This window comes from Snodgrassella sp. ESL0253 (genome assembly GCF_013344965.1).
GTDB classification, from domain to species: domain Bacteria; phylum Pseudomonadota; class Gammaproteobacteria; order Burkholderiales; family Neisseriaceae; genus Snodgrassella; species Snodgrassella alvi_B.
Genome location: NZ_JAAEDQ010000002.1, coordinates 231,647 through 258,092 on the forward strand (window position 1 = coordinate 231,647; position 26,446 = coordinate 258,092).

General features: G+C 45.4%; 18 protein-coding genes and 1 tRNA gene. 14 read left to right on the plus strand and 5 right to left on the minus strand.

The annotated features are described in order from the left end of the window. Positions 1-196: 196 nt before the first annotated feature. Complete coding sequence (tsaA, locus tag GYX26_RS02940; protein ID WP_370520833.1) at positions 197-910, minus strand: tRNA (N6-threonylcarbamoyladenosine(37)-N6)-methyltransferase TrmO; 714 nt, start codon at positions 908-910, stop codon at positions 197-199. Between the two features lie 981 nt (positions 911-1,891). Here tsaA and GYX26_RS02945 point away from each other — a divergent pair. The 10 genes from GYX26_RS02945 to GYX26_RS02990 all read left to right on the plus strand — a co-directional run bounded on the left by GYX26_RS02945 (position 1,892) and on the right by GYX26_RS02990 (position 18,144). Beyond that, positions 1,892-2,641: an electron transfer flavoprotein subunit beta/FixA family protein gene (locus GYX26_RS02945; RefSeq protein WP_174827967.1), complete on the plus strand. Its 750-nt coding sequence runs from the start codon at positions 1,892-1,894 to the stop codon at positions 2,639-2,641. A gap of 10 nt (positions 2,642-2,651) precedes the next feature. Beyond that, the gene (locus GYX26_RS02950; protein ID WP_174827968.1) at positions 2,652-3,596 is read left to right on the plus strand and encodes an electron transfer flavoprotein subunit alpha/FixB family protein; all 945 of its coding nucleotides are present in this window, start codon (positions 2,652-2,654) and stop codon (positions 3,594-3,596) included. A gap of 202 nt (positions 3,597-3,798) precedes the next feature. Further along, on the plus strand, positions 3,799-4,851 hold the full coding sequence (locus tag GYX26_RS02955) for a low specificity L-threonine aldolase (protein ID WP_174827969.1): 1,053 nt from the start codon (positions 3,799-3,801) through the stop codon (positions 4,849-4,851). Beyond that, on the plus strand, positions 4,848-5,456 hold the full coding sequence (locus tag GYX26_RS02960) for a YigZ family protein (protein WP_174827970.1): 609 nt from the start codon (positions 4,848-4,850) through the stop codon (positions 5,454-5,456). The genes GYX26_RS02955 and GYX26_RS02960 overlap by 4 nt, the downstream gene beginning before the upstream one ends. Positions 5,457-5,534: 78 nt before the next feature. Then, entirely contained in the window at positions 5,535-6,815 is a 1,281-nt protein-coding gene (gene purD / locus GYX26_RS02965) for a phosphoribosylamine--glycine ligase (RefSeq protein WP_174827971.1), read from the plus strand. 769 nt (positions 6,816-7,584) lie between these two features. Beyond that, a tRNA-Gly gene (locus GYX26_RS02970) sits at positions 7,585-7,658 on the plus strand. A 922-nt stretch (positions 7,659-8,580) separates the two neighbouring features. Continuing rightward, a complete protein-coding gene (locus GYX26_RS02975; protein ID WP_174827972.1) occupies positions 8,581-14,514 on the plus strand; it encodes an ESPR-type extended signal peptide-containing protein in 5,934 nt (1,977 codons plus the stop codon). 97 nt (positions 14,515-14,611) lie between these two features. Then, positions 14,612-15,757 carry a DUF2827 domain-containing protein gene (locus GYX26_RS02980; RefSeq protein ID WP_174827973.1) on the plus strand — a complete coding sequence of 382 codons (1,146 nt, stop codon included), beginning with the start codon at positions 14,612-14,614 and terminating at the stop codon, positions 15,755-15,757. A 3-nt stretch (positions 15,758-15,760) separates the two neighbouring features. Beyond that, on the plus strand, positions 15,761-16,891 hold the full coding sequence (locus GYX26_RS02985; protein WP_174827974.1) for a DUF2827 domain-containing protein: 1,131 nt from the start codon (positions 15,761-15,763) through the stop codon (positions 16,889-16,891). Between the two features lie 77 nt (positions 16,892-16,968). Beyond that, the gene (locus GYX26_RS02990; protein WP_174827975.1) at positions 16,969-18,144 is read left to right on the plus strand and encodes a DUF2827 domain-containing protein; all 1,176 of its coding nucleotides are present in this window, start codon (positions 16,969-16,971) and stop codon (positions 18,142-18,144) included. Between the two features lie 6 nt (positions 18,145-18,150). Here the strand turns inward: GYX26_RS02990 and GYX26_RS02995 are convergent, their stop codons facing one another. Continuing rightward, positions 18,151-19,086 (minus strand): D-2-hydroxyacid dehydrogenase, encoded by a 936-nt coding sequence (locus tag GYX26_RS02995; RefSeq protein ID WP_174827976.1) that lies wholly within the window; start codon positions 19,084-19,086, stop codon positions 18,151-18,153. 96 nt (positions 19,087-19,182) lie between these two features. Between GYX26_RS02995 and GYX26_RS03000 the strand changes: the two genes are divergently transcribed. Next, on the plus strand, positions 19,183-19,509 hold the full coding sequence (locus GYX26_RS03000; protein ID WP_174827977.1) for an FKBP-type peptidyl-prolyl cis-trans isomerase: 327 nt from the start codon (positions 19,183-19,185) through the stop codon (positions 19,507-19,509). A 78-nt stretch (positions 19,510-19,587) separates the two neighbouring features. Then, positions 19,588-20,961: a tRNA uridine-5-carboxymethylaminomethyl(34) synthesis GTPase MnmE gene (gene mnmE / locus GYX26_RS03005; protein WP_194240683.1), complete on the plus strand. Its 1,374-nt coding sequence runs from the start codon at positions 19,588-19,590 to the stop codon at positions 20,959-20,961. Positions 20,962-21,095: 134 nt separating this feature from the next. On the opposite strand, the gene GYX26_RS03010 is transcribed toward mnmE, so the two are convergent. Beyond that, positions 21,096-21,305 carry a DUF1653 domain-containing protein gene (locus GYX26_RS03010; RefSeq protein WP_100090334.1) on the minus strand — a complete coding sequence of 70 codons (210 nt, stop codon included), beginning with the start codon at positions 21,303-21,305 and terminating at the stop codon, positions 21,096-21,098. Positions 21,306-21,470: 165 nt separating this feature from the next. Between GYX26_RS03010 and cysI the strand changes: the two genes are divergently transcribed. Continuing rightward, positions 21,471-23,240, plus strand: a complete 1,770-nt coding sequence (cysI, locus tag GYX26_RS03015; RefSeq protein ID WP_174827978.1) for an assimilatory sulfite reductase (NADPH) hemoprotein subunit — start codon at positions 21,471-21,473, stop codon at positions 23,238-23,240. Positions 23,241-23,334: 94 nt separating this feature from the next. Here the strand turns inward: cysI and GYX26_RS03020 are convergent, their stop codons facing one another. Next, the gene (locus GYX26_RS03020; protein ID WP_174827979.1) at positions 23,335-24,354 is read right to left on the minus strand and encodes a sulfate ABC transporter substrate-binding protein; all 1,020 of its coding nucleotides are present in this window, start codon (positions 24,352-24,354) and stop codon (positions 23,335-23,337) included. Positions 24,355-24,567: 213 nt separating this feature from the next. On the opposite strand from GYX26_RS03020, the gene GYX26_RS03025 reads away from it, so the two are divergent. After that, a complete protein-coding gene (locus tag GYX26_RS03025; RefSeq protein WP_174827980.1) occupies positions 24,568-25,863 on the plus strand; it encodes an MFS transporter in 1,296 nt (431 codons plus the stop codon). Positions 25,864-25,950: 87 nt separating this feature from the next. On the opposite strand, the gene secB is transcribed toward GYX26_RS03025, so the two are convergent. Next, positions 25,951-26,415: a protein-export chaperone SecB gene (secB, locus tag GYX26_RS03030; protein ID WP_174827981.1), complete on the minus strand. Its 465-nt coding sequence runs from the start codon at positions 26,413-26,415 to the stop codon at positions 25,951-25,953. Between the last annotated feature and the right edge of the window lie 31 nt (positions 26,416-26,446).

Below are 26,446 nucleotides of genomic sequence, written 5' to 3' on the forward strand. Positions count from 1 at the left end.
AGTTATTCACAAGCAGCGAAATTTTTATTAAAGTTATCCACATAATCCACAATCCATGCCCAGAAAAAATCTTGAACTTATTAAGATTCAAACATATGATTAATATGAATATTTCAAGTTTTCCACAAGATGTATGACTTCATCTTTGTCCCCATCCTTTTATTATTTATACTTCTATTTGAATAATAATTTAATACTACACATGCTTTCTCAATCCAGTTACCTCAACCATATTATTTTTGATCTGAAACAAAACATCCCAATCAAACAAATGCATGACAAAAATCTTGTCTGCATGTTGTTGATGTGCTGGCCGTGGATCCTGAGCCAGACTCTGGTTAACTAATTGATAATAATTTGAATCTAAAGAAAATAATGCCAGTTGCTCTAAAGCCGGCTGTGACCAGTACACATTCAGTAGCTCGCGCTCATGAGCAAAACCACAGCTCGCATCAGGTTTGGCTTCAACAAAAGGAATATAGGGTTTGATATCAATAACTGGTGTCTGATCCAGAAAATCCACCCCACTTACATGCAAACGAATATGTTTACCGTATTCAATCTGTTCCAGCTTCACCAGTGAAAGCCCAAGATGATTTGGCCGGTGTGGACTGCGGGTAGCAAAAACACCTTTTTTTTCTTTACCTCCCAATTTTGGCGGTTTAATCAAAGGTTGCCAGCCATCTTTAACTGTGGCATGAAAAACAAACTGTACCCAGATATAGTCGTAATCACTTAATCCACGCACACAATCAACGGTGAATTCAGTTGATAAATCTATATAAGCATGTGCCGCAGGTACCAGACCGGGCTGTCGGGCCACGCCAAATTTTTGTTTATAGGGAGAATATATATAGCCGATTGGCTGGATCATCCAATGCTCACTTGAGGCTGCGAAAGAATGAGACATAAAACTGAACACATAATTATTTATCTGAATAGCAACTATTATAGGGTAACAAGTGCATATGTATGTATATAAGTTGTGGATAAAATATTCAGTTTATTGTTTACTATTGTATTTAATTTTCAGCTGCCATTTTTCACAGCTTATGGCTGATTATCTGGTAACTTTACTCTTAATACCTCGTATCAATTTAAAATAAATTATTTTTTAGTATATTGATAAATATTAATTTTTTATTTATCTGCTCTGGCTATATTGTGTCAATTTCTGAGCGAAAATTAAGAAACTGGCCACCTGACACAGTAGATCTATTCAGTAGCTTCTGTTTACTACTTTAACAATGCGTCTTTATTCAATATGGCTGTTGTCGAGACAGCAAAACAAGCTGAACCAACATCCATAAATGCACTGATTGTGGATAATTGGCACTGCTGGCAATAGGTATTGCAATAATGGCTATTGTTGTGTGGACACTGCTTCTGCATGATGGTAACTGTGAATAACTTAAAGTACGAAACATGAATATTGTGTTTGGTTAAGTATCAGCCACTGCTTGTGGATAAGTCTGATAGAGTAGGGCAGGGCTTAAATTTTTGATTTATATTTATATTATTGCTCTACCTGACGGTGCCATATCCTTCAGCAGGAATCTGCCTTATTTCGGCTGCTAAAAATAAGACTGTACAAAATGCACAATCAATCCTGAACTACCCGTGAATCAGCCAGACAGATTTAGCTGGCAGAAAATATTTGTTATCTCTGTTGACTGGATTATTGCTCAACTGTGGATATTGTTAGGTGAAGAATAGTATCGATACCAGTCTGTTAAATATTATCCACAGGCTGATCATGTCAGCAGAATGATATTATTGGCTGATTTTCGGCAGTTTAATTGTTCTTATGTTACTATGTCAGGTTAGTTAAGAATTATAGTAACAGTTGAATCATATTAATTGGCTGATTTTCTGTATTAGGATGGTTCGGATGAAAGTATTGGTAGCGGTAAAACGTGTTGTTGATTACAACGTTAAAGTACGCGTAAAAGCAGATGAATCAGATGTGGATATTGGCAATGTAAAAATGTCGATGAATCCGTTTGATGAAATAGCAGTGGAAGAGGCTGTACGTTTAAAAGAGGCGGGCAAGGCTACTGAAGTGGTTGTGGTATCGCTCGGGGTGAAACAATGCGAAGAAACCCTGCGAACCGCTCTTGCCATGGGCGCTGATCGTGCCATTCATGTGGAAACGGATGAAGCACTTCAACCACTGGCTGTGGCCAAACTGCTAAAAGCCGTGGCCGATCTGGAGCAGCCACAGTTATTATTGCTGGGCAAACAGGCAATTGATGATGATGCCAATCAGACAGCACAAATGCTTTCAGCCCTGATGCAGCTTGCTCAGGGTACTTTTGCCAGCAAGATAGAACTGGCTAACGATGAAGTACTGATTACGCGTGAAATAGATGGCGGGCAGGAACGGCTGGCGCTAACCTTACCTGCGGTGATTAGTGTTGACCTGCGTTTGAATGAACCACGCTATATCAAGCTGCCCAATATCATGCAGGCAAAAAAGAAACCGCTGGAGAAAAAAACAGTAGCTGAGCTGGGTGTGGATATCAGCCCGCGGCTGGTGCAGCTGAAAGTGACAGAACCTCAAGTCCGTGCGGCTGGTATTGTGGTACAAAATGTAGCCGAACTGGTGGACAAATTGCATAACGAAGCTAAAGTCTTTTAAGGAGATACTGATGTCTGTACTGATTATTGCTGAACAGCAGCAATCCTGTCTGGATGAGGCTACTTTGTCTGCGGTATCCGCTGGCCGGCAACTGGGTGAAGTAGATATACTGGTAGCAGGGCATAATGTAGCGGATATTGCTGCGCAGGCACAGCAAATTAGTGGTGTACGTAAAGTTTTGCTGGCGGATGCGTCTGTCTATGCTCATGCGTTGGCCGAAACATTGGCGCCGCTAGTAGTGCAACTAGCTGATTCATATAGTCATATTGTTGCTGCCGCTACCAGTTTTGGTAAAAATCTGCTGCCGCGCGTAGCTGCTTTACTTGATTGTGCACCGGTTTCCGATGTTACTGCGATTATCGATACGCAAACCTTTGTTCGTCCGATTTATGCCGGAAATGCTTTACAGACTGTGCGCTGTGAACAGGCAAAACAACTACTTACCATTCGTACAACCGCTTTTGCGCTGGCCGAAATAACTGGTGGAGAGGCAGTAATTGAAAATATTGCTGCTGTAGCAGCGCCGCAGTTGAGTCGTTTTATTGAGCGTAGCCTCACCAAATCTGAGCATCCGGAATTAACCACTGCTAAAATTGTGGTTAGTGGTGGGCGTGGATTAGGCAGTGCGGAAAATTTTGCTGCGCTGCTGAATCCGCTGGCTGATACTCTGAATGCAGCCATTGGTGCTTCGCGTGCAGCTGTAGATGCAGACTATGCCCCGAATGATTATCAGGTGGGGCAAACGGGTAAGATAGTGGCACCGGATTTATATATGGCTATAGGTGTTTCCGGGGCCATTCAGCATCTGGCTGGAATGAAAGACAGTAAGGTAATTGTGGCGATTAACAAAGATGCAGAAGCACCTATTTTTAAGGTGGCAGATTACGGTCTGGTTGCTGATCTGAATACCGCTGTTCCTGAACTAATCCAGCAAATAAAGGCAATCATACATTGAATTGATGATGACGGATTTGGCAATGTTTCACGTGAAACATTGCTGTATGTAGCGAATCCGGCAAACTGATTAGCAGCAGTGCTATTTGGTAGGAGAAATATTTTTATTGCTCCTTGTTACTGGTAAATTGCCTGAAAGTGAGCATTATTCAGGTAGTTTTCATAATGCTGTTCATAAAATTTTCTATCTGGCTTATAACAAAATGAACTGTTTACATGATAATCAGAGTTATGCCTTTGCCTCAGATAATTATGCAGGTGTCCATCCGAAAATTTTACAGGCATTGACGCTGGCTAATGGCGGCCATCAGCCAGCATATGGTGCAGATGTTTATACTATTGCCTTGCAACAGAAAATAAAACAGTTATTTGGTGAGCAGGCTGAGGCTTTTCCTGTTTTCAATGGTACTGGTGCAAACATAACCGCTCTACAGGCATTATTACCCCGCTGGGGTGCCGTAATCTGTGCCGATAGTGCGCATATTCAGTGTGATGAGGGTGTTGCACCTGAACATATGGCTGGCGTGAAGCTATTAACCGTTGCCACCACCGATGGTAAATTAACACCACAGTTGGTGGCAAAACAGGCATGGGGTTTCGGAATGGAACACCGCGCCCAGCCGGCCGTGGTTTATATCAGCCAGACAACTGAACTGGGCACCTGTTACAGTGTAGCTGAAATCCGCGCTCTGGCTGATTACTGTCATCAGCATAATATGAAGCTATACGTGGATGGTGCGCGTCTGGCAAATGCGCTGGTTGCAGAAAATACCGATGTCAGAACCATGATTACTGATACCGGAGTAGATATGCTGAATCTGGGTGGTACTAAAAATGGCATGTTACAGGGCGAGTGTATTATCAGTATGCGGGCAGATGCTCATGCTGCCATGCCATATTTGCGTAAAATCAATGCTCAGCTTGGGGCAAAAATGCGTTTTGTTTCTGCCCAGTTTCTGGCTTGGCTGGAAGATGATTTGTGGCTGAATTTAGCTGCCAACAGTAACCTGATGGCGACACGTCTGGCCAACTCTCTGGCTGGGGTTGAACATGTTACTCTTACGCAGAAAACGCAGGCCAATGCCGTATTTGCTGTTTTGCCTGCTGCTGCCCGCACCCGGTTACACCAGCAGTTTCATTTTTATGACTGGGATGAAAGCAGGGGAGAAGTGCGCTGGATGACTAGTTTTGATACCACTGCCGGGCAGGTTGATGCTTTTGTGGCTGCCATCAGGCAGGCTGTAGCAAAAGCATGAGTACAGTTTTTCAATATACAACGCTGGCAGCACCGGCGCAGGCTGAATTCAAGGATAAAGGCAGCCGTTTTCTTGCTTTTGTCTGGCCGGTGCACAGTGAAGCTGAAATCCGTGGGTATGTGCAAACATTGCGTGAACAGCATCATAAGGCACGTCACTGCTGTTATGCCTGGCGTCTGGGTGTGGATGGCAATCGTTATCGTGCCAATGATGATGGTGAACCGGCCGGTAGCGCCGGCAGGCCAATTCTCGGGCAGATTGATTCTGCGGCCATTACTGATGTTCTTGTGGTAGTAATACGTTATTTTGGCGGTACTTTACTTGGCGTGCCAGGGTTGATTCATGCCTATAAAACCGTAACTGCTGCTGCGATAGCTAGTGCCGAAAAGATCCGTCTGGATGTATGCCAGCAACTACGGCTTTACTGTGATTATGCACATCTGAGTGAAGCATTACGTTGGTGTAAGCAGCAACAGGCACAAGTATTGCAGCAGGATTTACAGCAGCAGTGCTGTCTGCTTGTACGCATACCGCTTGCACAACTGGAAGGCGGTCTGGCCGTTTTACGTCAGCAGCGGGCAATTGATGTTAAACTTGACAACTGAATAACACGGATTATTGCTTAAAGATACAGAAAATGGTTTACTGACAATCTGAAAATCATTTTCTGGAGAAGGGGATATATGAAATTACTGGTTATAGGTGGTGGCGGGCGTGAACATGCTCTGGCCTGGCGTCTGGCGCAGTCGCCCAAAGTGAGCACAGTATATGTGGCTCCGGGGAATGCCGGTACCGCGACAGAACCAAAACTGCACAATATTGCAATAAGTGATCATCAGCAACTGGTTGCATTTTGTCGTGAGCAGCAGATTACGTTTACCGTTGTTGGTCCGGAGGCACCACTGGCTGCCGGCATTGTGGATGATTTTACTGCTGCCGGTCTGGCAGTTTTTGGCCCGAGCCAGTATTGTGCCCAGCTGGAAAGTTCCAAGGATTTTGCTAAGGCATTTATGGCCAAAGAGGGTATACCTACAGCTGCCTATCAGACTTTCACAGACGCCGAAGCTGCACATCAGTATGTCAGTGAAAAGGGCGCGCCGATTGTGATTAAAGCAGATGGTCTGGCTGCCGGCAAAGGCGTAATTGTTGCCATGACACTGACTGAAGCTCATCAGGCGATAGACGATATGCTGCTGGACAGCAGCATGGGTGCTGCCGGAGCCAGAATCGTTATTGAGGAATTTTTGCAGGGAGAAGAAGCCAGTTTTATTGTTATGGTAGATGGCGAACATGTTTTGCCCATGGCCACCAGTCAGGATCACAAGCGTTTACTCGATCACGACAAAGGGCCTAATACTGGCGGAATGGGGGCTTATTCTCCTGCACCGGTGGTTACCGCGGCTGTGCATCAGCGGGTAATGGATGAAATCATCCTGCCTGTGGTAAAAGCCATGCAGGCAGCAGGCCATCCTTATCGCGGCTTTCTGTATGCAGGCCTGATGATTGATGCAACAGGAGCCCCATACACGATTGAGTTTAATTGCCGTTTTGGTGATCCGGAAACTCAGCCGATTATGTGCCGATTACAAAGTGATCTGGTAGAGCTGATACAGGCCGCTCTCGCTGGGGAGCTTAACACCGTAACCGCAAGCTGGAGTAATCAGGCTGCTGTTGGTGTGGTATTGGCTGCTGCCGGTTATCCACAGGCTCCCCGTAAAGGTGATGTGATTTCCGGTGTTATAGCTGCTAATAAAACCGGTAAAGTATTTCATGCCGGTACGGCACTCAATTCTCGTCATCAACTGATTACCAACGGTGGTCGGGTGTTGTGTGTAGTAGCTCTGGGAGCAGATGTGAATGCTGCCCGGAAACAGGCTTATGCTGCTCTGGCGCCAATACATTTTGAAGGCATGCAATACCGGCATGATATCGGGGCAAAGGCACGGAGCCCTGTGGATAACTGAACTGGTTTTATACAGCTGCGGCTGCCATCTATCTGCCGGCAGCTATTTGACAACAGGAATTTATTCTATCTGATATCAGAAATCCATTCGGCACGCTGTATGGATTTCAGAGCTATCTGAACAGGTATTATCAGTAATGGCTGCGGTTCAATTATTACTTCTAATCCCTTTGCTGTTATGGCTTCAATCCATTAATAACCTAGGCTGTGGATAATATTTTACGTAGCAATCATTTTTGGCTTAGCTGTTGATAAGTATAGAAGCAAGGCAATATACTTGTATTTGCTATAGATAGTGCTTGTGTGGCCAGTTGCTGGGGTAAAAAATCTGTACAATATGCAGCTATCTGCCATTCTCTAGTAAAATGCTGATTGATAATTGCTTCTGTAGCTTGCTTAGCTCTGCTTCCTTATGCTGTTTTTTTCGCCTGTTTGGCTGTTCAAAATAATCTCTATTCAGGTAAAAGCTTTCCTATACCTAAAAATCTGGAAAAAGTTTCGACTATCTGACCTCAGCATGTAAACATTATTTCAGTACAGGCAAAACAAGTTGCACATGGATAGAGTGAATAGCGATTTAAACTGCTGGTATTGTATTACTGTATTAGGTTATCGTTGCACCGCTAATTGTGGATAACTAATATTTTATTCAGTCTTTGTAAGCCCATTCCACTATATCCTATGGCCGTTAGCCAGTCATGCGGTTATAATCATCACTTTCTGATACTGCTGTGCCAATGCTATTAACAGCTATAGGATGAATTTTCTGTGCGGATATGATGTAGTGGTAGCATAACTGCTTCCCAAGCAGTTCGGGCGGGTTCGAATCCCGTTATCCGCTCCAGCCGATTTAAAACGGTTTTCTGGCTAAATCAATAGTTGTAAATAATTTCTAGCAAAATATCTTAAATAAGCCTTACTGGTATATATAGACAGTTTTAGTATGATACCCCTGTGGATAAGGTTTGTGCCTGTTTAAAGATAGAATCGTTGGCCTGTTTATACACAGTTTAATTAACTGGTTGCGCAAAATAGGCCTCTTTAGCAGAAAAAGTTTGGATTCAGAAATAATTAACTAGCTTTGGCTGATATTATGTATTATTCTGAATCAAAAATAATATCCACAGATTTATCCACAAGTATGAACTAAGGCAATTTAATTGTAAATCTACCTTAATTTAATCATAGATATATAAAATCTTACTGTAAAACCTTATATAGTAAACTTTATTGTGAATAAAAATAGATATTAATTTGCTACAGATAATCTGGCATATTAAACAAAGTACAATTTCAATGTTAGATACTTGTAACACTTGTAAACTTAACGTATGTAAATTTTTATGGCAGGGACAGGTAAATAAAAACAGTTTGTTTGAGAGTCAGCGTGATGTTAACGATTATCTATTCGCTGAATATACTGACTGATAGTGGTCACCACACAGTACACAGAAGTTAAGTTATTCAGCATATTGTTGCTTTTATAATACATCTAATAATAGATAAACAAATAATGTATTATGTGTACAAATAAATGTTTTTAAGTTTTAATTTTATATAACTTTTTGTTTAAAATCTGAAAATTTATTATGAATGGGATGGAGTGATAAATCAGTCAGTCAAACAATAGGACTTGTTTAACCACATTTATACAAATATTTATGTTATATTACTTAATAGTTTAACTTAGAATACTAACGTATTTTTAAGTTATTAAATAATTTTTGATAAACGCATGATTTTACAAAATTTTAGGAGTAAACCAATTGAATAAAATATATCGTGCGATATGGAATGAATCCACTCACACTTGGGTGGCTGCTTCCGAATTGGCTAAGAGTAAAACCAAAGCAAATACCGTTTCCAGCCAGACTGTTAAGTCATCGCTATTAGGTAAATTTGGCATTACTGCATTTAAGGTGGGGTTGCTTGCCTCGGTTGTGAATATGGCGTTGGCCATTCCAAATGTTTATGCAGCCGGTCGTGCAGGTATAACAGGGCATAATTTGGTTGGTAGTAATGCACCAAATGGCGGTGATACTCATGCAAGTACTAATGCAACCATTGTAACTGGAGATGATAATGTTTGTGGTGCAGATTATATTAAATACCGTTCGGGACTTGGCTCCGGCACTGGCTTGGATCCAATAGATGAATATTGGCGTTTTGCAAAAAACCACAAATTTGTTTACGGAAATAAAGAATATCATCCATATGATGTAACACTGGAACGAGAAGATTGGCAGGCGAGAGAGATTACTACTGGTAATTCAGGCTATCAAGGCGCCCGCACAGGCGGAGACCCCAATAGGCTAGCAACAGCCCATGGTATTAATTCGTTTGCTCTTGGCTGTGGGGCATATGCAACAGGTAATCATAGTCTTGCTTTTGGTACCAATGCTACCAGTACAGCCGGCGGTGCGCAGGCTTTTGGTATAGCAGCGCTGGCTGGCGGGCGTGCTTCCAATGCCATCGGTGTTGTTTCACAGGCTACAGGTGTATCCGCGGTGGCTTTAGGTTCTGTAGCCACTTCTGACGGCGTAGGAAGCGTGGCTCTTGGCTTGCAGGCACAAGCGACTGCTGACGGTACTGTAGCGGTTGGGGTGCAATCTCAGGCTGGTCGGGGTTCAGTGGATTCTGCTGTAGCCATCGGTAATAACAATAAAGCCACTGGTAAGCAAAGCATCAGTATTGGTTCCGATAATGAGGTTTCAGGTGTGCAATCAATTGCCATAGGCAATTCAGCAACAGCCACCACATACAATCCAGACAGTACAGTAGAAAATAAGTCTACCAACAATACCCGTATCAGCGGCAACTATACCCTGTCTCTGGGGAACAGTAATGCTGGTTCCAGCGAATTTATTACAGCAACCAATACCGCTATATTTGGTAACAATAATACCATCAACAACGCTATTGATGAGGTTCATATTATTGGTAACCGCAATACAGTGGGGGCTGCTGGTACCTCCAATTACGCAACCATAATCGGTAATGAGGCCAGTGCCAGTGCAACCAATGGCTTGGCATTGGGTAATCAAACCTCTGTCAGTGCCACTGATGCGATTGCTGTGGGCACTAATGCTCAGGCCACAACCGCTGGTGCGGTTGCTCTGGGGGCCGGTTCGCTTGCCAATACCGCCGCATATCAGGCTGGCTTTAATCCCGATAACAGTGTAACTGATATTGATCCTAGTAGCTCGCCGGCATGGAGGAGTATCACCGGTGCGGTAGCCGTAGGAAACGTAGAGGGGGGGATTACACGCCAGATAACGGATGTTGCGGCGGGTACGGCGGATACTGATGCAGCCAATGTCGCCCAGTTAAAGGGATTGGCTTCGTCTGTTGCAAACCGTGTAAATAATGTGTCGATCAGCATTGATGATACTGTTACTGCTATTGGTAATGTTTCCACTTCAATAGACACTGAGGTAAATAAGCTTAGTGGAAAGATTGATACTGTTTCATCTACGGCTAATCCTCAATTAATAGACTTGAGTACAACTATATCTGCCAAAGCAGGTGTAATATCTGGAATCATTATTCCATCACAACAGAATGTTTTGCTGTATCAAGATGGTGTTTATAATGCTGGCCGTGCAGACGGCCAAACCACGAATAAAATAATCAATGTGGCGGCTTCCGAAAATCTTTCCGCTGATTCTACTGATATGGTTAATGGCGGGCAGCTATATACTACTAATACCAATATTGGCAGTCTGTCCAGTTCTTTTTCTAGCAGTTTTAGTGATTTGTCCAGTTCGCTGTCTACTGCAGCTGGTCACAATCCGACGCAAATATCGGCTAGCCTGAATGAGACTAAGGAAAAAGTTTCCGCTTTGCAAGCGAATGCCTTGCAATGGGATGAGGGCGCTAAAGGATTCAGTGCCAGACACGGTAGTGATGGAAACCAGAAAATTACTCGTGTCGAGGCTGGTGATATTTCTAGTTTGGCATCAACTGATGCAGTAACCGGTAGCCAGTACTATGATCTGAGCACATCAATAGATACCAGCGTAAGTACGCTCTCATCATCTGTCCAGAGTAAAATAGATAACAGTATCTCCGAATTACCGCAACAAATGTTGCGGCTTGTAGGTGACAGTTTCAATGCTCAGCGGGATAAAATAGATCAAAAAATTACTGGTGTTGCAAACGCTACGTTGGACAGTGCTTCAAGCGATGCTGTTACTGGCGCACAGTTATATTCTACAAATGGCTCTCTGAACACATTAACCACTTCAACCAGTACTGGTCTGTCCGATTTTGCTCCACAACTGACCCAATACTCTGAAAATATCCGGCAAAGTGCAACTAATCTTGTAAATGGCGTTGGTACAGGTATTGGTGCTTTGCAGAGTGATGCTTTACAGTGGGATAGCACAGTTAAGGCATACAGTGCCAATCATGGTAGTGATGGAAAACAGAGAATTACCAATGTGGCCGATGGCCATGTGGAGTCAGGTTCAACTGATGCGATAAATGTTGGCCAGATTTATTCGTTCTCGCTTTCTACTGCTTCAGAAATACAGAAAGTGGGTAATGGTCTAAATGGTTTATCTATAGAAGAGATTAGCAGACTGACAACTGACATTGATTCAGGTCTCAGAACCGCCGACGAGAATATAACGGCATTAAAACAAAATGCATTGCAATGGAATGGCAAAGTCTATGATGCCAGCGATGTTAATGGCAATAAAGGGCGCATTACTAATGTGGCCGAAGGAAGTACAGTGCAAAATTCCTCAGATGCCGTAATTGGTGCACAGCTATACAGTACGAATAGCCAGATAACTTCGCTCTCTACTTCAGTCGTTGACAGAATCTCTGACTTTGCACAGGCAACTACATCCGAGCTGGGCAATCTCTCTAATATATTGCAAAATTCTTCTGTTGCAGGTCTGGATAATTTGTCTGCCGAAACCGAGACGCGCCTGAACGAAATAAATAATCAGATTCCTGCGCTACAGCAGAATGCCTTGCAATGGGATGAGGGTGCTAAAGTATTCAGTGCCAGACACGGTAGTGATGGAAATCAGAAAATTACTAATGTTGCTGAAGGTGAGGTGGGCAAAGAGTCAAAAGATGCAGTAACTGGTAATCAGTTGTATAACACCAATACAGCCATCGGTAATCTGGGTGACAAAGTAGCCGCCGATGCGAGCAGTTTAACCAACTCTCTGAGCACCATATCCGATGAAAGCATAGCTAATTTAACCAATTCATTGCAACAAACCAATACTGAACTGACAAGTCTGACTGAAAATACAGCATTAAAATTGAATAGTATCAGCAGCGGTATAGCCAGTTTGCAGAACAATGCATTGCAATGGAAGTCTAATCCTGATGGTACAGGCATGTATGACGCCAGTCATGGCGGTAGTGCTCGGCTTATTACCCATGTCCACGCTGGTGCTGTGGCTGAAGATTCTACTGATGCCATTAACGGCAGCCAGCTCTTTAGTCTGGCCGGCACTTCCTCAACAGGTTTGAGCAGCCTGTCGACCAGTCTGGAGGCTCTTACCGAAAACCAGTCGGGCAGCCTGTCCAGCGCTATTGCTGGTAGTCTGAGCGCTATATCTGACAAGCTGGACGTAATCGGTAACGATGTGACTGCATTGCAGAAGAATGCATTGCAATGGAAGAGTACCAATGGTACTGAGGGTGTTTTTGATGCAACCCGTGAAAGCAAACCTCAGCAACTAACCGGTATTGCCAATGGCGCAATCAGTGAAACTTCAACTGATGCTATCAATGGTATGCAGATGCACAGCCTGTCAACGGCGACCTCATCGAGTCTGAGCATTCTGTCGTCTAGTCTGGATAGTACTAATCAGAATCTGACGGCATTACAGCAGAATGCAATGCAGTGGAATAATTCGTTGCAAGCTTATGATGCCAGCCATAATATTAATGGTGAAGTGGTGGCACAGCGGATTACCAATGTGGCAGCCGGCCAGGAAGCTACCGATGCGATTAATTTTAGCCAGCTCTCAACTTTGTCCAGCTCTATTGCATCCGATCTGGATAGTTTGTCGACAGCAGTTTCAACGACAATGCCTACTGAAATCGGTAGTATCACTAACTCCCTGTCTAGCGGATATTCGGGTCTGTCAGAGAGCCTGAGTACAACAAATGATAGACTGAACAATCTGGTGAGCGATACCAATACCCGCATAGAAAGTCTGTCTACCGGTTATCTGGAAATGCACAACAATGTGGCTAAACTGCAAGAGGACAGCCAGAACAGCCTGAGATGGAATAGTGAGTATAATGGAGGTGAAGGCGCATTTGATGCCAGCAAACCAGGCAGCCTCACTCGTGCTTCTGAGCCTGGCAAGATTATTAATGTGGCCGATGGCGATATTAGTGAGCATTCGCATGATGCAGTAACAGGCGGACAGTTGTTTACTGTGAAAAGTGATCTGGCCAGTTTGTCTACCGCTACTTCAAGCAGTTTGTCTTCGATAAACAATATGTTGCAAGCAGGAGGGATTAGTAACAGTATTTCTAGCCTACAGGTAAATATTTCTAGCCTGCAGGAAAATGCATTGCAGTGGAATAGTTTGCTGGGAGCTTATGATGCCAGCCGTAATATTAATGGTGTAGCTGAAGCACAGCGGATTACCAATGTGAGGGCCGGTCAGGAAGCTACCGATGCAGTCAATTTTGGTCAGTTGTCATCTGTGAAAAACGATCTGGCTAATCTGTCTATGAGAGTAGATAGCTTGCCTACAGGTGGCGGTATTTCACAAGACGCTTTCGCAATTAGCAACCAGATTTCCTCCCAAGACGCTCTGACTAGTCTGTCAACTGCACTTGGCAACCAGATTGCCACCATAGCATCAGGTCTGGGTGCTTCGTACAATCCGTCTGACGGCGTTAATTTGAATGGATATGATATTCATAAGCCGGATGGTAGTATAGAGAAAGTAACTAATGTGCCTGATGCACTGCAAAAGATACAGGATTATGGTACGAAGTATGCGAAAGTTAACTCCCCGAACGGAATAGCAGCAAGTGCATCGCATGCTAATTCGATAGCAGTAGGCGGAGGAGCGGCTGCCGTTAGTACTTCGGCGATTGCGATAGGTGCAGGTGCAACCGCATCGGTGGAAAATGGTATAGCACTGGGTAGCGGCGCACAGGTAACGGAGACTGGAGGTATTGCTCTGGGAGCGGGTTCAATAGCGGACAAGAAAGCCGGAATAGTAGGTTATATACCGGGAACGGCAACCGAGGAGCAGGAAGATGCCATCCGTAAAACGACAAGTACTGCTGGCGCGGTATCTGTGGGTGATCCAAATGGTGATAAGCCAAAATACCGTCAGATAACCGGTGTTGCTGCGGGTTTTGACGATTCGGATGCTGTGAATGTGGCTCAGCTTAAAGCTGTGGATAATCAGATTGGCAAGGTAAATGAATATGTTAACCAGCTAAATGATAACATTCACCATGTTGAGCGTCGTGCCTATTCAGGTACAGCAATGGCCATGGCTTTATCCGGTGCTTATCTGCCATCTCTGGACTCTGGTGGACAGACTGTGGGTCTCGGTGTGGGTACATATCGCAGCTATGGTGCCGTTGGTGTAAATTATAAGGCGGCAAGTAAAAACGGTAAGGTTACATGGGGCGCAGGTGTTTCCACTACTGGTAAGGAAGTAGCTGTTAACTCAGCACTTGGCTTGAAGTGGTAAAAAAATTCTGACTGAGTAGACTTCTGGTCTTCCACTGTGAAGCCAGAAGTCTTATTTGTTTATCAGTAATAGCATTTTACTCATAATACGGATTTGTATGCGCATCGGTATTTCTGTTATCACTCATGCCAACCAGAATATCTGGGAGAATGGCATGGGTCAGAATATTATATTTTTGGCTCAGAGTCTGAAAGCTATCCCGTTTGTTAAATCGGTTGATCTGATTAATGTGGGCGGGCAGCCGGGTATGGCCGAACAGATTGATTTAAATTTGTTTGATTTGCGCTTAATGTCAGAGCAGGAAGCTGGTGATGCTTTCGATGTCATTATTGAACTGGCAGGTGCATTGAGTCCACAATGGCTGGCTTTACAGCGGGCTCGTGGTAAAAAGGTGGTGTATTATTGTGTTGGCCAGCCTTATGTAGGATTGGTGGAATATAATATATTTGAAAAACCGACTAATTTCCCGCCAGTAGACCGTTCTGATGAGGTATGGCTATTACCAAAAGATAAAGCTTATATTCCCATACTGCGTACAATGTATCGCCGTCCGGTACATGTTACGCCCTATCTGTGGGATTCGATATTTGTATCCAGACGCAAGCAGGAAATCGGTGAGCTTGGTTTTCATTTTGGCTGGCGCAGCAATTTGCATGATGGTATTCAGACACCTTTGAATGTAGCCATTTTTGAACCCAATATTTCTGTTGTGAAAACGTCATCCATTCCGATGCTGGGCTGTGATGAGGCTTATCGCCAGCAGCCGCAGTCTGTGGGTATGATGCATGTGCTCAATACGCTGCATATGAAAGACCATCTGACGATGTTGCATCTGGCCAACTCACTGAATCTGGTTAAGGAGCATAAAGCCTGCTTTTATGGCCGCCATGATATAGTCGGTTTTATGGCGCAGTATGCCAATGCTGTGGTTTCGCATCAATGGTGTAATGACCAGAACTATCTGTATCTGGATACGCTGTACGGTGATTATCCGCTGATTCACAACTCGCCGTGGTTAAAAGAATCTGGTGTTGGTTATTATTATCCGGATTTTGATGTACGTGAGGCCGGCAGGCAATTGATTCAGGCTTGGCAGCATCATGAGGAAAATCTGGGTAGTCAGCGTCAGGCCGCGCAGGCGTTGTTTAAGGCTACGGCGCCTCTGGCTGAAGCCAATATTGCTGCCCATGCACAACTGTTATCTAATCTGTGTGCAGATCGTCCAGAATTATTAAGAGGTTAACCCATGTCGTCGGTGTCTTCACTTCGGGTAGGTGTTTCGATTTATGTGCGCAAAGGAGCACAGTCGCTGTGGGAAAACGGCATTTTTCAGAATTGTCTGTTTCTGGCGATGTTGCTACAGAAATCACCGATTGTCGGTCATGTGGTGCTGGTGGCAGGTTCCGGCGATGGGGATATGCAGGATGCAATGAATTTTCTGCAGGATTCACCAGTACCGGTGATTGATATGGCCAGTGCCATGAATGAGCTGGATGTCATGATTGAAATGAGCGCCCAGCTGGCCAGGGAATGGATGATAAATTTCAAGGCCAAAGGTGGTAAAGTAGTTAGTATGCGCGTGGGTAATGATTATGTGATTGATATTGAACGTATGCTGTTCGATAAGCCATCTGCCTTGCTGATTACGGGTGCACCATATGATGAGGTATGGACATTACCTGAATACGAAAAAACCTGTATGCCATACTTCGCCAGTACATTTCGTGCTCCGGTACGGCTTATGCCTCATTTATGGAGTCCGGTTATTCTCGATCGCGCCTGTGAAAAACTGCCCGAAAGCGAACAGTTTGCCTATCAGCCTGGCCGCAGACGCTGGCGTATTGGTATGTTTGAACCCAATATGTGTATGGTGAAAACCAGTTATATGCCTATGCTGGTATGTGAAAACGCACATCGGCTGAATCCTGATTTTATCGAGCATATTTACGCCTGTAATACCATGAATCTGAAAAAGCAAAATGCTTTCAATCTGTTTGCCCAGAGTCTGGACATTGTGCGGCATGGCTTGACTTCGTTTGAAGGTCGTTATCCGATCTGGCAGGTGGTATCCCGTTATTGTGAGGCAATTGTTTGTCATCAGTGGGAAAATGCGCAGAATTATATTTATTATGAAGCTTTGTATGGTGGTTATCCGCTGATTCACAATTCACACCTGATTGGTGATTGCGGATATCGCTATCATGATTTTGACTGTGAAGAAGGTGGGCAGAAACTGGTGGATGCATATAAGATGCATGATGAAAATCTGGCCAGTTACCGTGAGCGGGCAAATGTCTTTCTGGCAACACTGAATCCTGAAGCGGAAAGTAATGTCCGCTGTTATACTGAAGCACTTGAATCTCTGTTTAAAGCCTAGGTTACACTGATTTAGTTTACTGCTTGGTATCAGGTATATATAAAGCCAGTCTGCAATAATATATTTCTGTTGAAATCATGAATTTATCTAATAATCCGGATTTAATTTCCAGCCATACGCCAGCACGTTTGCGTATTGGGATTACCATTGGTCTGAATCATCCTAAAGAAACGCTGTGGAATAATGGCATTAAACAGAATGCTGTTTTTCTTGCTGAAGCACTGAAAAATTGCCCTAATGTAGACTCTGTGGTGTTGGTAAACACCACTGATATACCGATTACCTCAAGTTTTCCATGGGATTTGCAGATATGGCCAACCAAAAGTTTCTTTGAGGCCAAAGATCAGGTTGATGTACTGATTGAGCTAGGTGGACAGATTAGTGCTGCGCAGACGGCCTATATCAAGGATAGAGGCGTACATCTGATTTCTTATTGCTGTGGTGTTGAGTATATTCAGATGATGGAAGCGATTTTGTTTTCCCGCAATATGGGTGGCGCTAATCTGTTTATTAACCAGCGTTATGATGATATCTGGATGATTCCACAGGTTGCTAATTGCAGTCGGGCGTATTTTGAGGTGTTTCGTCGCCATGAGGCACGTGTGGTGCCGTTTGTATGGAGTCCGGTATTTCTGCTTCAGAAAACCGCAGCCATGCCATTTCAGGGCTTATGGCAGGAGCCGGATCCGCGCAATGGCTGGCGTTTGTCAGTAATGGAGCCGAATATCAATGTAGTGAAGTTCTGTCTGTATCCGATTCTGATTGCTGAAATGGCATATCGCAGTGCACCTGAAGCCATTAATATCCTGCAGGTTTGCAATACTTTGCCAATGGCGCAGAAATGCATGGAATTCATTGCGCTGATGAATCGGCTGGATATCGTGAAAGGTCACAAGTCGGTATTTCTGGGTCGTTATGATACGCCAACATTTCTGGCTACCAATACTGACGCAGTAATTTCACATCAGTGGGAAAATCCGCTTAACTACTTCTATCTGGAAGTGTGCTGGCAGGGCTATCCTCTGATTCACAATGCCGAGCTGATTTCCGATCTGGGTTATTATTACGCTGGCAATGATGTGCAGGCGGGAGCCAAACAGTTGCTTGCAGCGATGAGCAATCACGCTTATAACGCAGCTCAATATAGGCACGACCAGCGTCAGCAGATTGCCCGGTTCCTGCCGAATAATCCCGATCTGGTGGCCAGCTATTCTGCTTTGCTGACAGAAGTAGTGGCCAGACCATTGCGCTAATTGCTATTATTTTTTGCGCATAAAAGTATTGATGTTATCCTCCAGCATAGTGCAGATACGCTGTATGGCTTCTTCGCTGCCCCATGCCATATGCGGGGTAATAATCAGGTTAGGTAGTTGAGCACGCAGTAATGGATTACCATGTACGGGTGGTTCTTCGCTCAGTACATCTACGCCTGCTCCGCCTAACTGGCCATATTTCAATGCGGCTACTAAAGCCTGTTCTGCTACCAGACCACCGCGCCCGACATTAATCAGTATGGCCTGTGGTTTCATCATTTTTAATTCTGCCTCACCAATCAGATTACGCGTTTGTTCATTCAGCGGGCAATGCAGGGATATGACGTCGGCTTCCTGTATGAGCTGGGTAAATGGTGTGTAGCCATGACGGCAGCTGCTGGCGTTTTTGTGTTCACCCCAGAGAATATGCATCCCGAAAGCCTGAGCCCGGGTTGCCAGTGCCTGTCCGATACCACCTTTGCCGAAAATACCCAGTGTTTTGCCGTTCAGATCGCGCATAGGAGCGCCAAAGTGGCAGAAAAAAGGGCTGTTTTGCCATAATCCGGCCGCTACATCGCGCTGGTAGGCGGGTAACTGGCGCATTAATGCCAGAATCAGCATCATTGCATGTTCGGCAACAGTATCGTTGCCATAGCCACGGACATTGCGGATGGCGATGTTGTGCTGTTGTGCGGCCTGCTGATCTATGTGATCCAGACCAGTAGCAGGTACAGCAATTAATTGCAGCTGCGGGCTGTTGCTGATGGCATCTGCATTAATGCGTACTTTGTTGGATACGACGATGTTGGCGTGAGCGATTCGGGCAGCGACTTCATCTGGACTGCTATGGCTGTAGCTGGTGATGTGATGGGGAAAATCGAAGTTGAACGGGAACTCGGGTAGGGTGGCACGGTCAAGAAAAACAATTTCGCTGGTATTCATGTTGTCTCCTGATAAATGAAAAGATTGTTGTGGCATGCATGGGTTAAATGTCTGTGTTACAGTGTACGCTAATTTATTAGTCAAGGATGAATGAGTATGGATCTGGTAATTGAAGACTTGCAGCAGGGTACTGGCCGGGAAGCTATTAAAGGTAAGGAAATCACGGTACATTATACTGGTATGCTGGAAGACGGTACGGTGTTTGATTCCAGTATTACCCGTCAGCAGCCGCTCACATTTACTCTGGGCGCAGGTATAGTGATTGCTGGCTGGGACGAAGGTTTTAACGGCATGAAAGTGGGCGGTAAACGTAAACTGACTATTCCGCCACATATGGCCTATGGTCGCCGTGGTGTTGAAGGGGTGATTCCGCCTGATGCTACGCTGTTTTTTGATGTGGAATTATTGCAGGTTGATGATTGATTTGCAGTTGTATACAGGTTTTGTTCAGGCAGCTGTTTCAGGCTGCCTGAACTGTTTTGATAAGCTGGGGTTTTGATAATGGAGAATAATCCGACTATTGCTGCGATTGCAACTGCGCCCGGGCGTGGTGGTGTGGGGGTAGTGCGTTTATCCGGTAAAAATCTACTGTCTCTGGCACAAAAATTAAGTGGTGGTAAAACGCCTGTACCACGCAGGGTGATGTACACCGATTTTGTTGATGAACAGGGTGCGGTTATTGATAATGGTTTGCTGCTGTATTTTGCTGCACCGGCCAGCTTTACTGGTGAAGATGTGGTTGAGTTACAGGGGCATGGTGGGCCGGTGGTGTTGCAGATGTTATTGCAACGCTGCCTGCAACTGGGTGCTCGGCTGGCTGAACCGGGTGAATTTACCAAGCGTGCTTTTTTAAATAACAAGCTGGATCTGGCACAGGCTGAAAGTGTGGCCGATTTGATTGATGCTTCCAGTCAGTCAGCAGCACGCATGGCGGTGCGCAGCCTGAAAGGGGTATTTTCGCAGGAAATTCACCGGCTGGTGGATGAGCTGATTACTTTGCGCATGCTAGTGGAAGCAACGCTGGATTTTCCAGAGGAAGATATTGATTTTCTACAGGCAGCGGATGCCAGTGGCAAGCTGCTACAGTTGCGCAGCCAGTTGGATAAGGTGCTGCAACATGCACAACAGGGTGCGCTGCTGCGTGAAGGCATGAATGTGGTGCTGGTAGGGGCGCCAAATGTGGGTAAATCAAGCCTCCTCAATGCGCTGGCCGGTGATGATGTGGCGATTGTCACTGATATTGCTGGTACCACACGGGATACGGTAAGAGAGCAGATTACGCTGGATGGGGTACCGGTACATATTATTGATACAGCTGGTTTGCGTGAAACGGAGGATGTGGTTGAACGTATTGGTATTGAACGCAGCCAGCAGGCAGTACAGCAGGCAGATGTAGCGCTGATACTGGTTGACCAGCGTGAAGGAATAAATGCCACCACAGCGGCGATTCTGGCACAGTTACCAGCTGGTTTACACAAGATTGAAGTGCATAATAAAATTGATTTAACAGGTGAAGATGCTGCGAGTGTTTCACGTGAAACCGGCCAGCTACAGGCGTTTACGGATGCAGAGCAGGTGATTGCTCTGTCTGCCAGAACGGGTAGTGGTCTGGATTTGCTGCGTCAGGCGCTGTTGCAGCAAGTGGGCTGGCAGGGAGAAAGTGAAGGGCTGTTTCTGGCACGAACACGCCATATTCAGGCACTTGAACAGGCTCAGCAGGAGCTGGTGAATGCCAGTTTGTGTCAGGATAATCAGATTGAGCTATTTGCAGAACATTTGCGTCTGGCACAAAATGCATTAAATGAAATTACCGGTGAATTCAGTGCCGATGATTTACTGGGGGTGATTTTCAGCCGGTTTTGTATCGGTAAATAAGCTTTTGTCAGAAGATGATTGTCTGACAGCAGCACTAACTATCGCTTTTGGTGGATAGTTAGTGCTTTTTTTCGGCTTTGGATATAGCTTAATTGCTATGGTGATAATAAAGCGGGCGGGGATTACTGGTTAGGTTACAGCGGTTGTAGGAGGGCAAATCTTGGCTGGGTCTGGCCATTGGTGGTTATGGCTTCGTTAAACATGCTTTTGGGTCGTACCCATGTTGAATAATCACCATACAGACACTGGTAGATAACCAGTTCTTCTTCGGTTTCGCTATGGCGTGCTGTTCCGATAACCTGATACAGTTTGCCCTTGTAATGCTGATAAATGCCACGTTGCATGTGTGTTTCCTGCGTTGGGTGAATGCCGCCGGTGTGTTCTGGCGGCGGGGTGATATAACTAAAATCTCTTTGATTACAACTCGGTATTCTTTTGGCTGCTTGCTGATTAATTATACAATGTTTTGAATGAATTATAACAAGATGCCATATTAAGGAATACAGAACATGAATAATGACCCACGTGCCAGAATGCCGGATGCGCCATTGTCAGACAATGAGCGGCTCAAAGGTGACAGTAATTATCTGTATGGCGAGATTGCTGCTGATTTACATGATGGAATTACCGGTGGGTTTAATGGTGATGATTTCCAGTTGATTCGTTTTCATGGCATGTATGAGCAGGATGACCGCGATGTGCGTGCACAGCGGCAGGCAGCCAGACTGGAACCGTTGAAAAATGTGATGATGCGCTGTCGTCTGCCTGGCGGAATTATTACGCCAAAACAGTGGCTGGGAATAGATGAGTTTGCTACAGCACATACGCTGTATGGCAGTATTCGCCTGACTACGCGCCAGACATTCCAGTTTCACGGGGTGTTGAAACATGATATCAAGCCGATGCATCAGTGGTTGCATCAACTGGGGCTGGATTCGATTGCTACGGCTGGTGATATTAACCGTAATGTTTTGTGTACCAGTAATCCGGTTGAAAGCAGTCTGCATCGGGAAGCCTACGAATGGGCACGCAGAATTTCCGAACATCTATTGCCACGCACACATGCTTATGCTGATATCTGGCTGGACGGGGAGAAGGTACTCAGTTCGGAACTGGCCGCGCCTCTGTCTGAGGGTGTCAGTGGTGATGCGGTGGAACCGATTAATGGCAAAACTTATTTGCCGCGCAAATTCAAAACGGCGCTGGTTATTCCGCCACTGAATGATGTGGATTTGCATGCCAATGATTTGAATTTTGTGGCCATTGGTGAAGCTGGCCGGCTGGTTGGTTTTAATGTGCTGGTGGGTGGTGGTTTGTCTATCGAACATGGTAATCAGCGTACGTTTCCCAATACGGCCAGAGATTTTGGTTTTATTCCGGTAGAGCAGGTATTGCGCTGTGCGGAAGCGGTGGTAACAACACAGCGGGACTGGGGAAACCGCAGTGATCGCAAGAACGCGCGTACGCGTTATACGTTGCAGCGTGTGGGGGTGGATGTATTTAAGGAGGAAGTTGAGCGGCGGCAGGGCTTTAAATTCGCTGCCAGCCGCCCCTATGAATTAACTGAGCGCGGCGACCGTATCGGCTGGGTACACGGTGAAGACGGGCGCTGGCATCTGACTTTGTTTATTGAAAATGGTCGTTTGCTCGACTATCCGGATCGGCCGCTGAAAACGGGTATGCGTGAGCTGGCCAGAATTCATAAAGGTGACTTCCGGCTGACTGCCAATCAGAATGTGATTGTGGCTGGTGTGCAGCCTGAAGATAAGGATGAGGTTGAACGGATTGCACGTCAATTCAGGCTGATTGATGATGGGATTACAGAGCAGCGCAAAAACAGCATGGCCTGTGTTGCTTTTCCAACCTGCCCGCTGGCAATGGCAGAATCTGAACGCTTTTTGTCTGGCTTTATCGATCAGGTTGATGCGCTGATGGCGCAATATGGTCTGGCACAGGAACATATTATCCTGCGCGTTACAGGCTGCCCAAATAATTGCGGCCGTGCATTGCTGGCCGAGATTGGGCTGATTGGTAAGGCCATTGGCCGCTACAATCTGTATGTTGGTGGTAATCGTGCCGGCACGCGTATTCCGCGCTTGTTCCGCGAGAATATTACGGTTGATGAGGTGCTGGTTATCTTACAGCAGTGGATTGCCCGCTGGGCACAGGAACGTAATGCAGCTGAAGATTTTGGCGATTTTGCCATTCGTGTCGGTATTGTCAAACCGGTAGTGGATGCAGCGGTGGATTTCTGGGATGCAGACAAAGTACCTGTGTGAGGAATGAGTCTGACGGATACGTTACTGTGTTCGAATTAAATAGTCTGAATACCTGATGACGGGTTCAGACTATTTTAATATTTATGTTTCTGATTTATGGCTTCGGGCTGGCATAAATCTGGTCAAATATGCCGCCATCGCTGAAAAAACGTTGTTGTGCTGCTGTCCAGCCGCCAAATTCTTTATCAATGCTAATCAGTTGCAGACGAGGAAACTGATGGCGGTATTCTGCCATGATTTTCGGATTAACCGGCCGGAAATAGCTTTGCGCAATCAGCCGCTGTGCGCTGTCACTGTACAAGTGTTGCAGATAGGCGTTGGCCAGCCTGCGCTTGTCCGGAGTAGTCACATTGCTGTCAACTACTGCTACCGGAGGTTCACACAGGATAGAGAGGGACGGGGTGATGATTTCAAATTCGTCTGGTGCCTGTTTGAGTGCCAGTCTGGCTTCATTTTCCCATGCCAGTAATACATCGCCCAGTTGACGGTGGGTGAAAGTAATGGTTGCGGCACGTGCGCCGGTATCCATCATGGGCACATGCTGGAGCAGGGCGCGTAAAAATGCCTGTGCACTGGCATCGTTACCACCTGGCTGGTGTTTGGCCCATGCCCATGCCGCCAGAAAATTCCAGCGTGCCCCGCCGGATGTTTTCGGGTTAGGGGTAATGATCTGGACATTATTCTGTATCAGATCGCCCCAGTCATGGATATGTTTGGGATTACCCTTGCGCACAAGAAAGACAATGGTAGATGTATAGGGCGTGCTGTTATAAGGTAAACGCTGCTGCCAGTCTGGTTGCAGTAACACTTTTTTGCCATGGTTCAGAGCGTTGATGTCGCCGGCCAGTGCCAGCGTCACGACATCAGCTTTCAGGCCATTCTGTACGGCGATAGCCTGCTTGCCGGAGCCGCCATTAGACTGGCGGATATGAATTTTCTGGCCAGTTTGCTGATACCAGTATTGCTGAAAATCAGTATTGTAGTGCTGGTACAGTTCACGAGTGGCATCGTAAGAAGCATTAAGCAGGGTTGTTTTGCTGTTGTTATTGCTATCGCATGCTGTTAAGCCTATCAATATTGTCACCAACAGGCCATAGTGGCGGAATTTGTTCATGCCAGAAGTTTTGTTTATAAACGGATGTTTTAATGTAGCAATGCTATCGTGGGGACGGAAATACTGTTTTTTTGTTTATTTATAACCAAAAGCAAGGTGGTACGCTGGCTAAGTGTCTAAATACTGGTGCAGTGGTTATGGTAGATTTGAAAAAGTTGGATGGGGCTGTTATAAACCGCTTTTGATTTTAATCTGTTTGATTGAGAAAATTACATGAAGAGCCAGAATGCAGAGGTTGCAGCCGATAGAAAGTTGTTAACACGGGAAGATGTGCGTACCTTGATGCTGTCATCCTTTGGTGGCGCGCTGGAGTTTTATGATTTTGTAATTTATGTTTTTTATGCCAAAGTATTGTCTGAACTGTTCTTTCCGGCCGGATTAAGCCCGTTCTGGGCGATGCTCAATACCTATGGTATTTTTGCTGCCGGCTATCTGTTCCGCCCGCTGGGTGGCATTGTGATGGCACATTTTGGTGATTTATTCGGGCGTAAACGTTTGTTTGCACTTTCTATTATGATGATGGCGCTGCCGACACTGTTTCTGGGGCTGATGCCTACTTTTGCTACTATCGGCTATGCAGCGCCGGTATTGCTGTTGCTATTGCGCATGATACAGGGGGTGGCGATTGGTGGCGAAATTCCGGCAGCCTGGACTTTTGTATCTGAGCATGTGCCTGAAAAACATGTGGGTATGGCCAATGGCTTTCTCACTGCTGGTCTATCGCTGGGTATTTTACTCGGTTCGCTGATTGCGCTGGTAATGGCAAAACTATTTAGTAGCGCAGAGATTCTAGAGGGGGCATGGCGTATACCCTTTATTTTAGGGGGACTGTTTGGCCTGCTGACTTTGTATTTGCGCAGTTATCTGCGTGAAACACCAGTTTTCAAGGCAATGCAGCAACGCAAGGAGCTGGTAACGGAAATGCCAGTTAAAGTTTTGATTAACCAGCATAAAACTGCTGTTATTATTGGTATGCTGCTCACTTGGTTTTTAACTGGCTGTATTGTGTTGATTCTGCTGGCCATGCCGCAGTTACTGACCGGCAGCTTTGGTTTTTCCAGTGCTCAGGCATTTGAAATGCAGAGCATGGCCATTGTGATGCAAATGCTTGGCTGTGTTATCTATGGCTTGCTCGCTGACCGTGTGGGTACAGGGCGGATACTGATTGGCGGAATTGCGTTTACCGGTTTGATGGCTGCGGTATTCTATCCGGCACTAGGGAAATATGGTGAGAGTATGATTTTTGCCCTGTATATGCTGCTGGGGCTGGCTACTGGTGTGGCCGGTATTATTTCAGCAGCCATGATTCGGATGTTCCCGCCAGCTATTCGCTTTACGGGTATTTCATTTTCTTATAATGTGGCTTATGCGATTGTTGGCGCGTTAACACTACCGCTGGTGCAATGGCTAAGTAGTTTTAGCCCGATTGGCGCCATGTATTATATTCTGCCTTTATGTGTAATGGGCTTGCTCACTGCCTGCGCATTCCAGTGCCGTTATCAGCGCTGATGCCATAGCAGCAGTGGCCACCGCAAAAAAACTGCTTTATCCCGGTGCAGCAACCACTGTGGATAAAGCAGCTTTTTTTGTCAGCAATCAGGCATTGCCTGCATTGGCCTGTTCAGCCTGATACATGGCCTCGAAGTTGATCGGAGCCAGCATTACTGGCGGGAAGCCAGAGCGGGTAATGGTATTGGATACGGTTTCGCGTGCGTATGGGAACAGAATGTTCGGTGCGGCCACGGCCAGCAACATTTCCACATCGTCTTCAGCAATATTGGCGATGCGGAAAATACCACTTTGTGCCACTTCGTTCAGAAACAGAACACGTTCTTCGGTCATTTTGGCGGTAACGGTTACGGTAACGGTTACGTTATAAAATTCGTCTTCCAGTTTTTCAGCAGCAGTAGTTACGCGCATTTCAATTTGTGGTTCGCCGTTTTCCAGAAAGATTTGTGGTGCATGCGGTACTTCCAGTGATAAATCTTTCAGGTAAATTTTTTCAATGCTAAATACCGGTTGTTGTGTAGTTTGTTCTGGTGTTTCTTCTTTTTTGTTCATGCTTTTTCTTTCAACAAAGGGATAAAAGTTA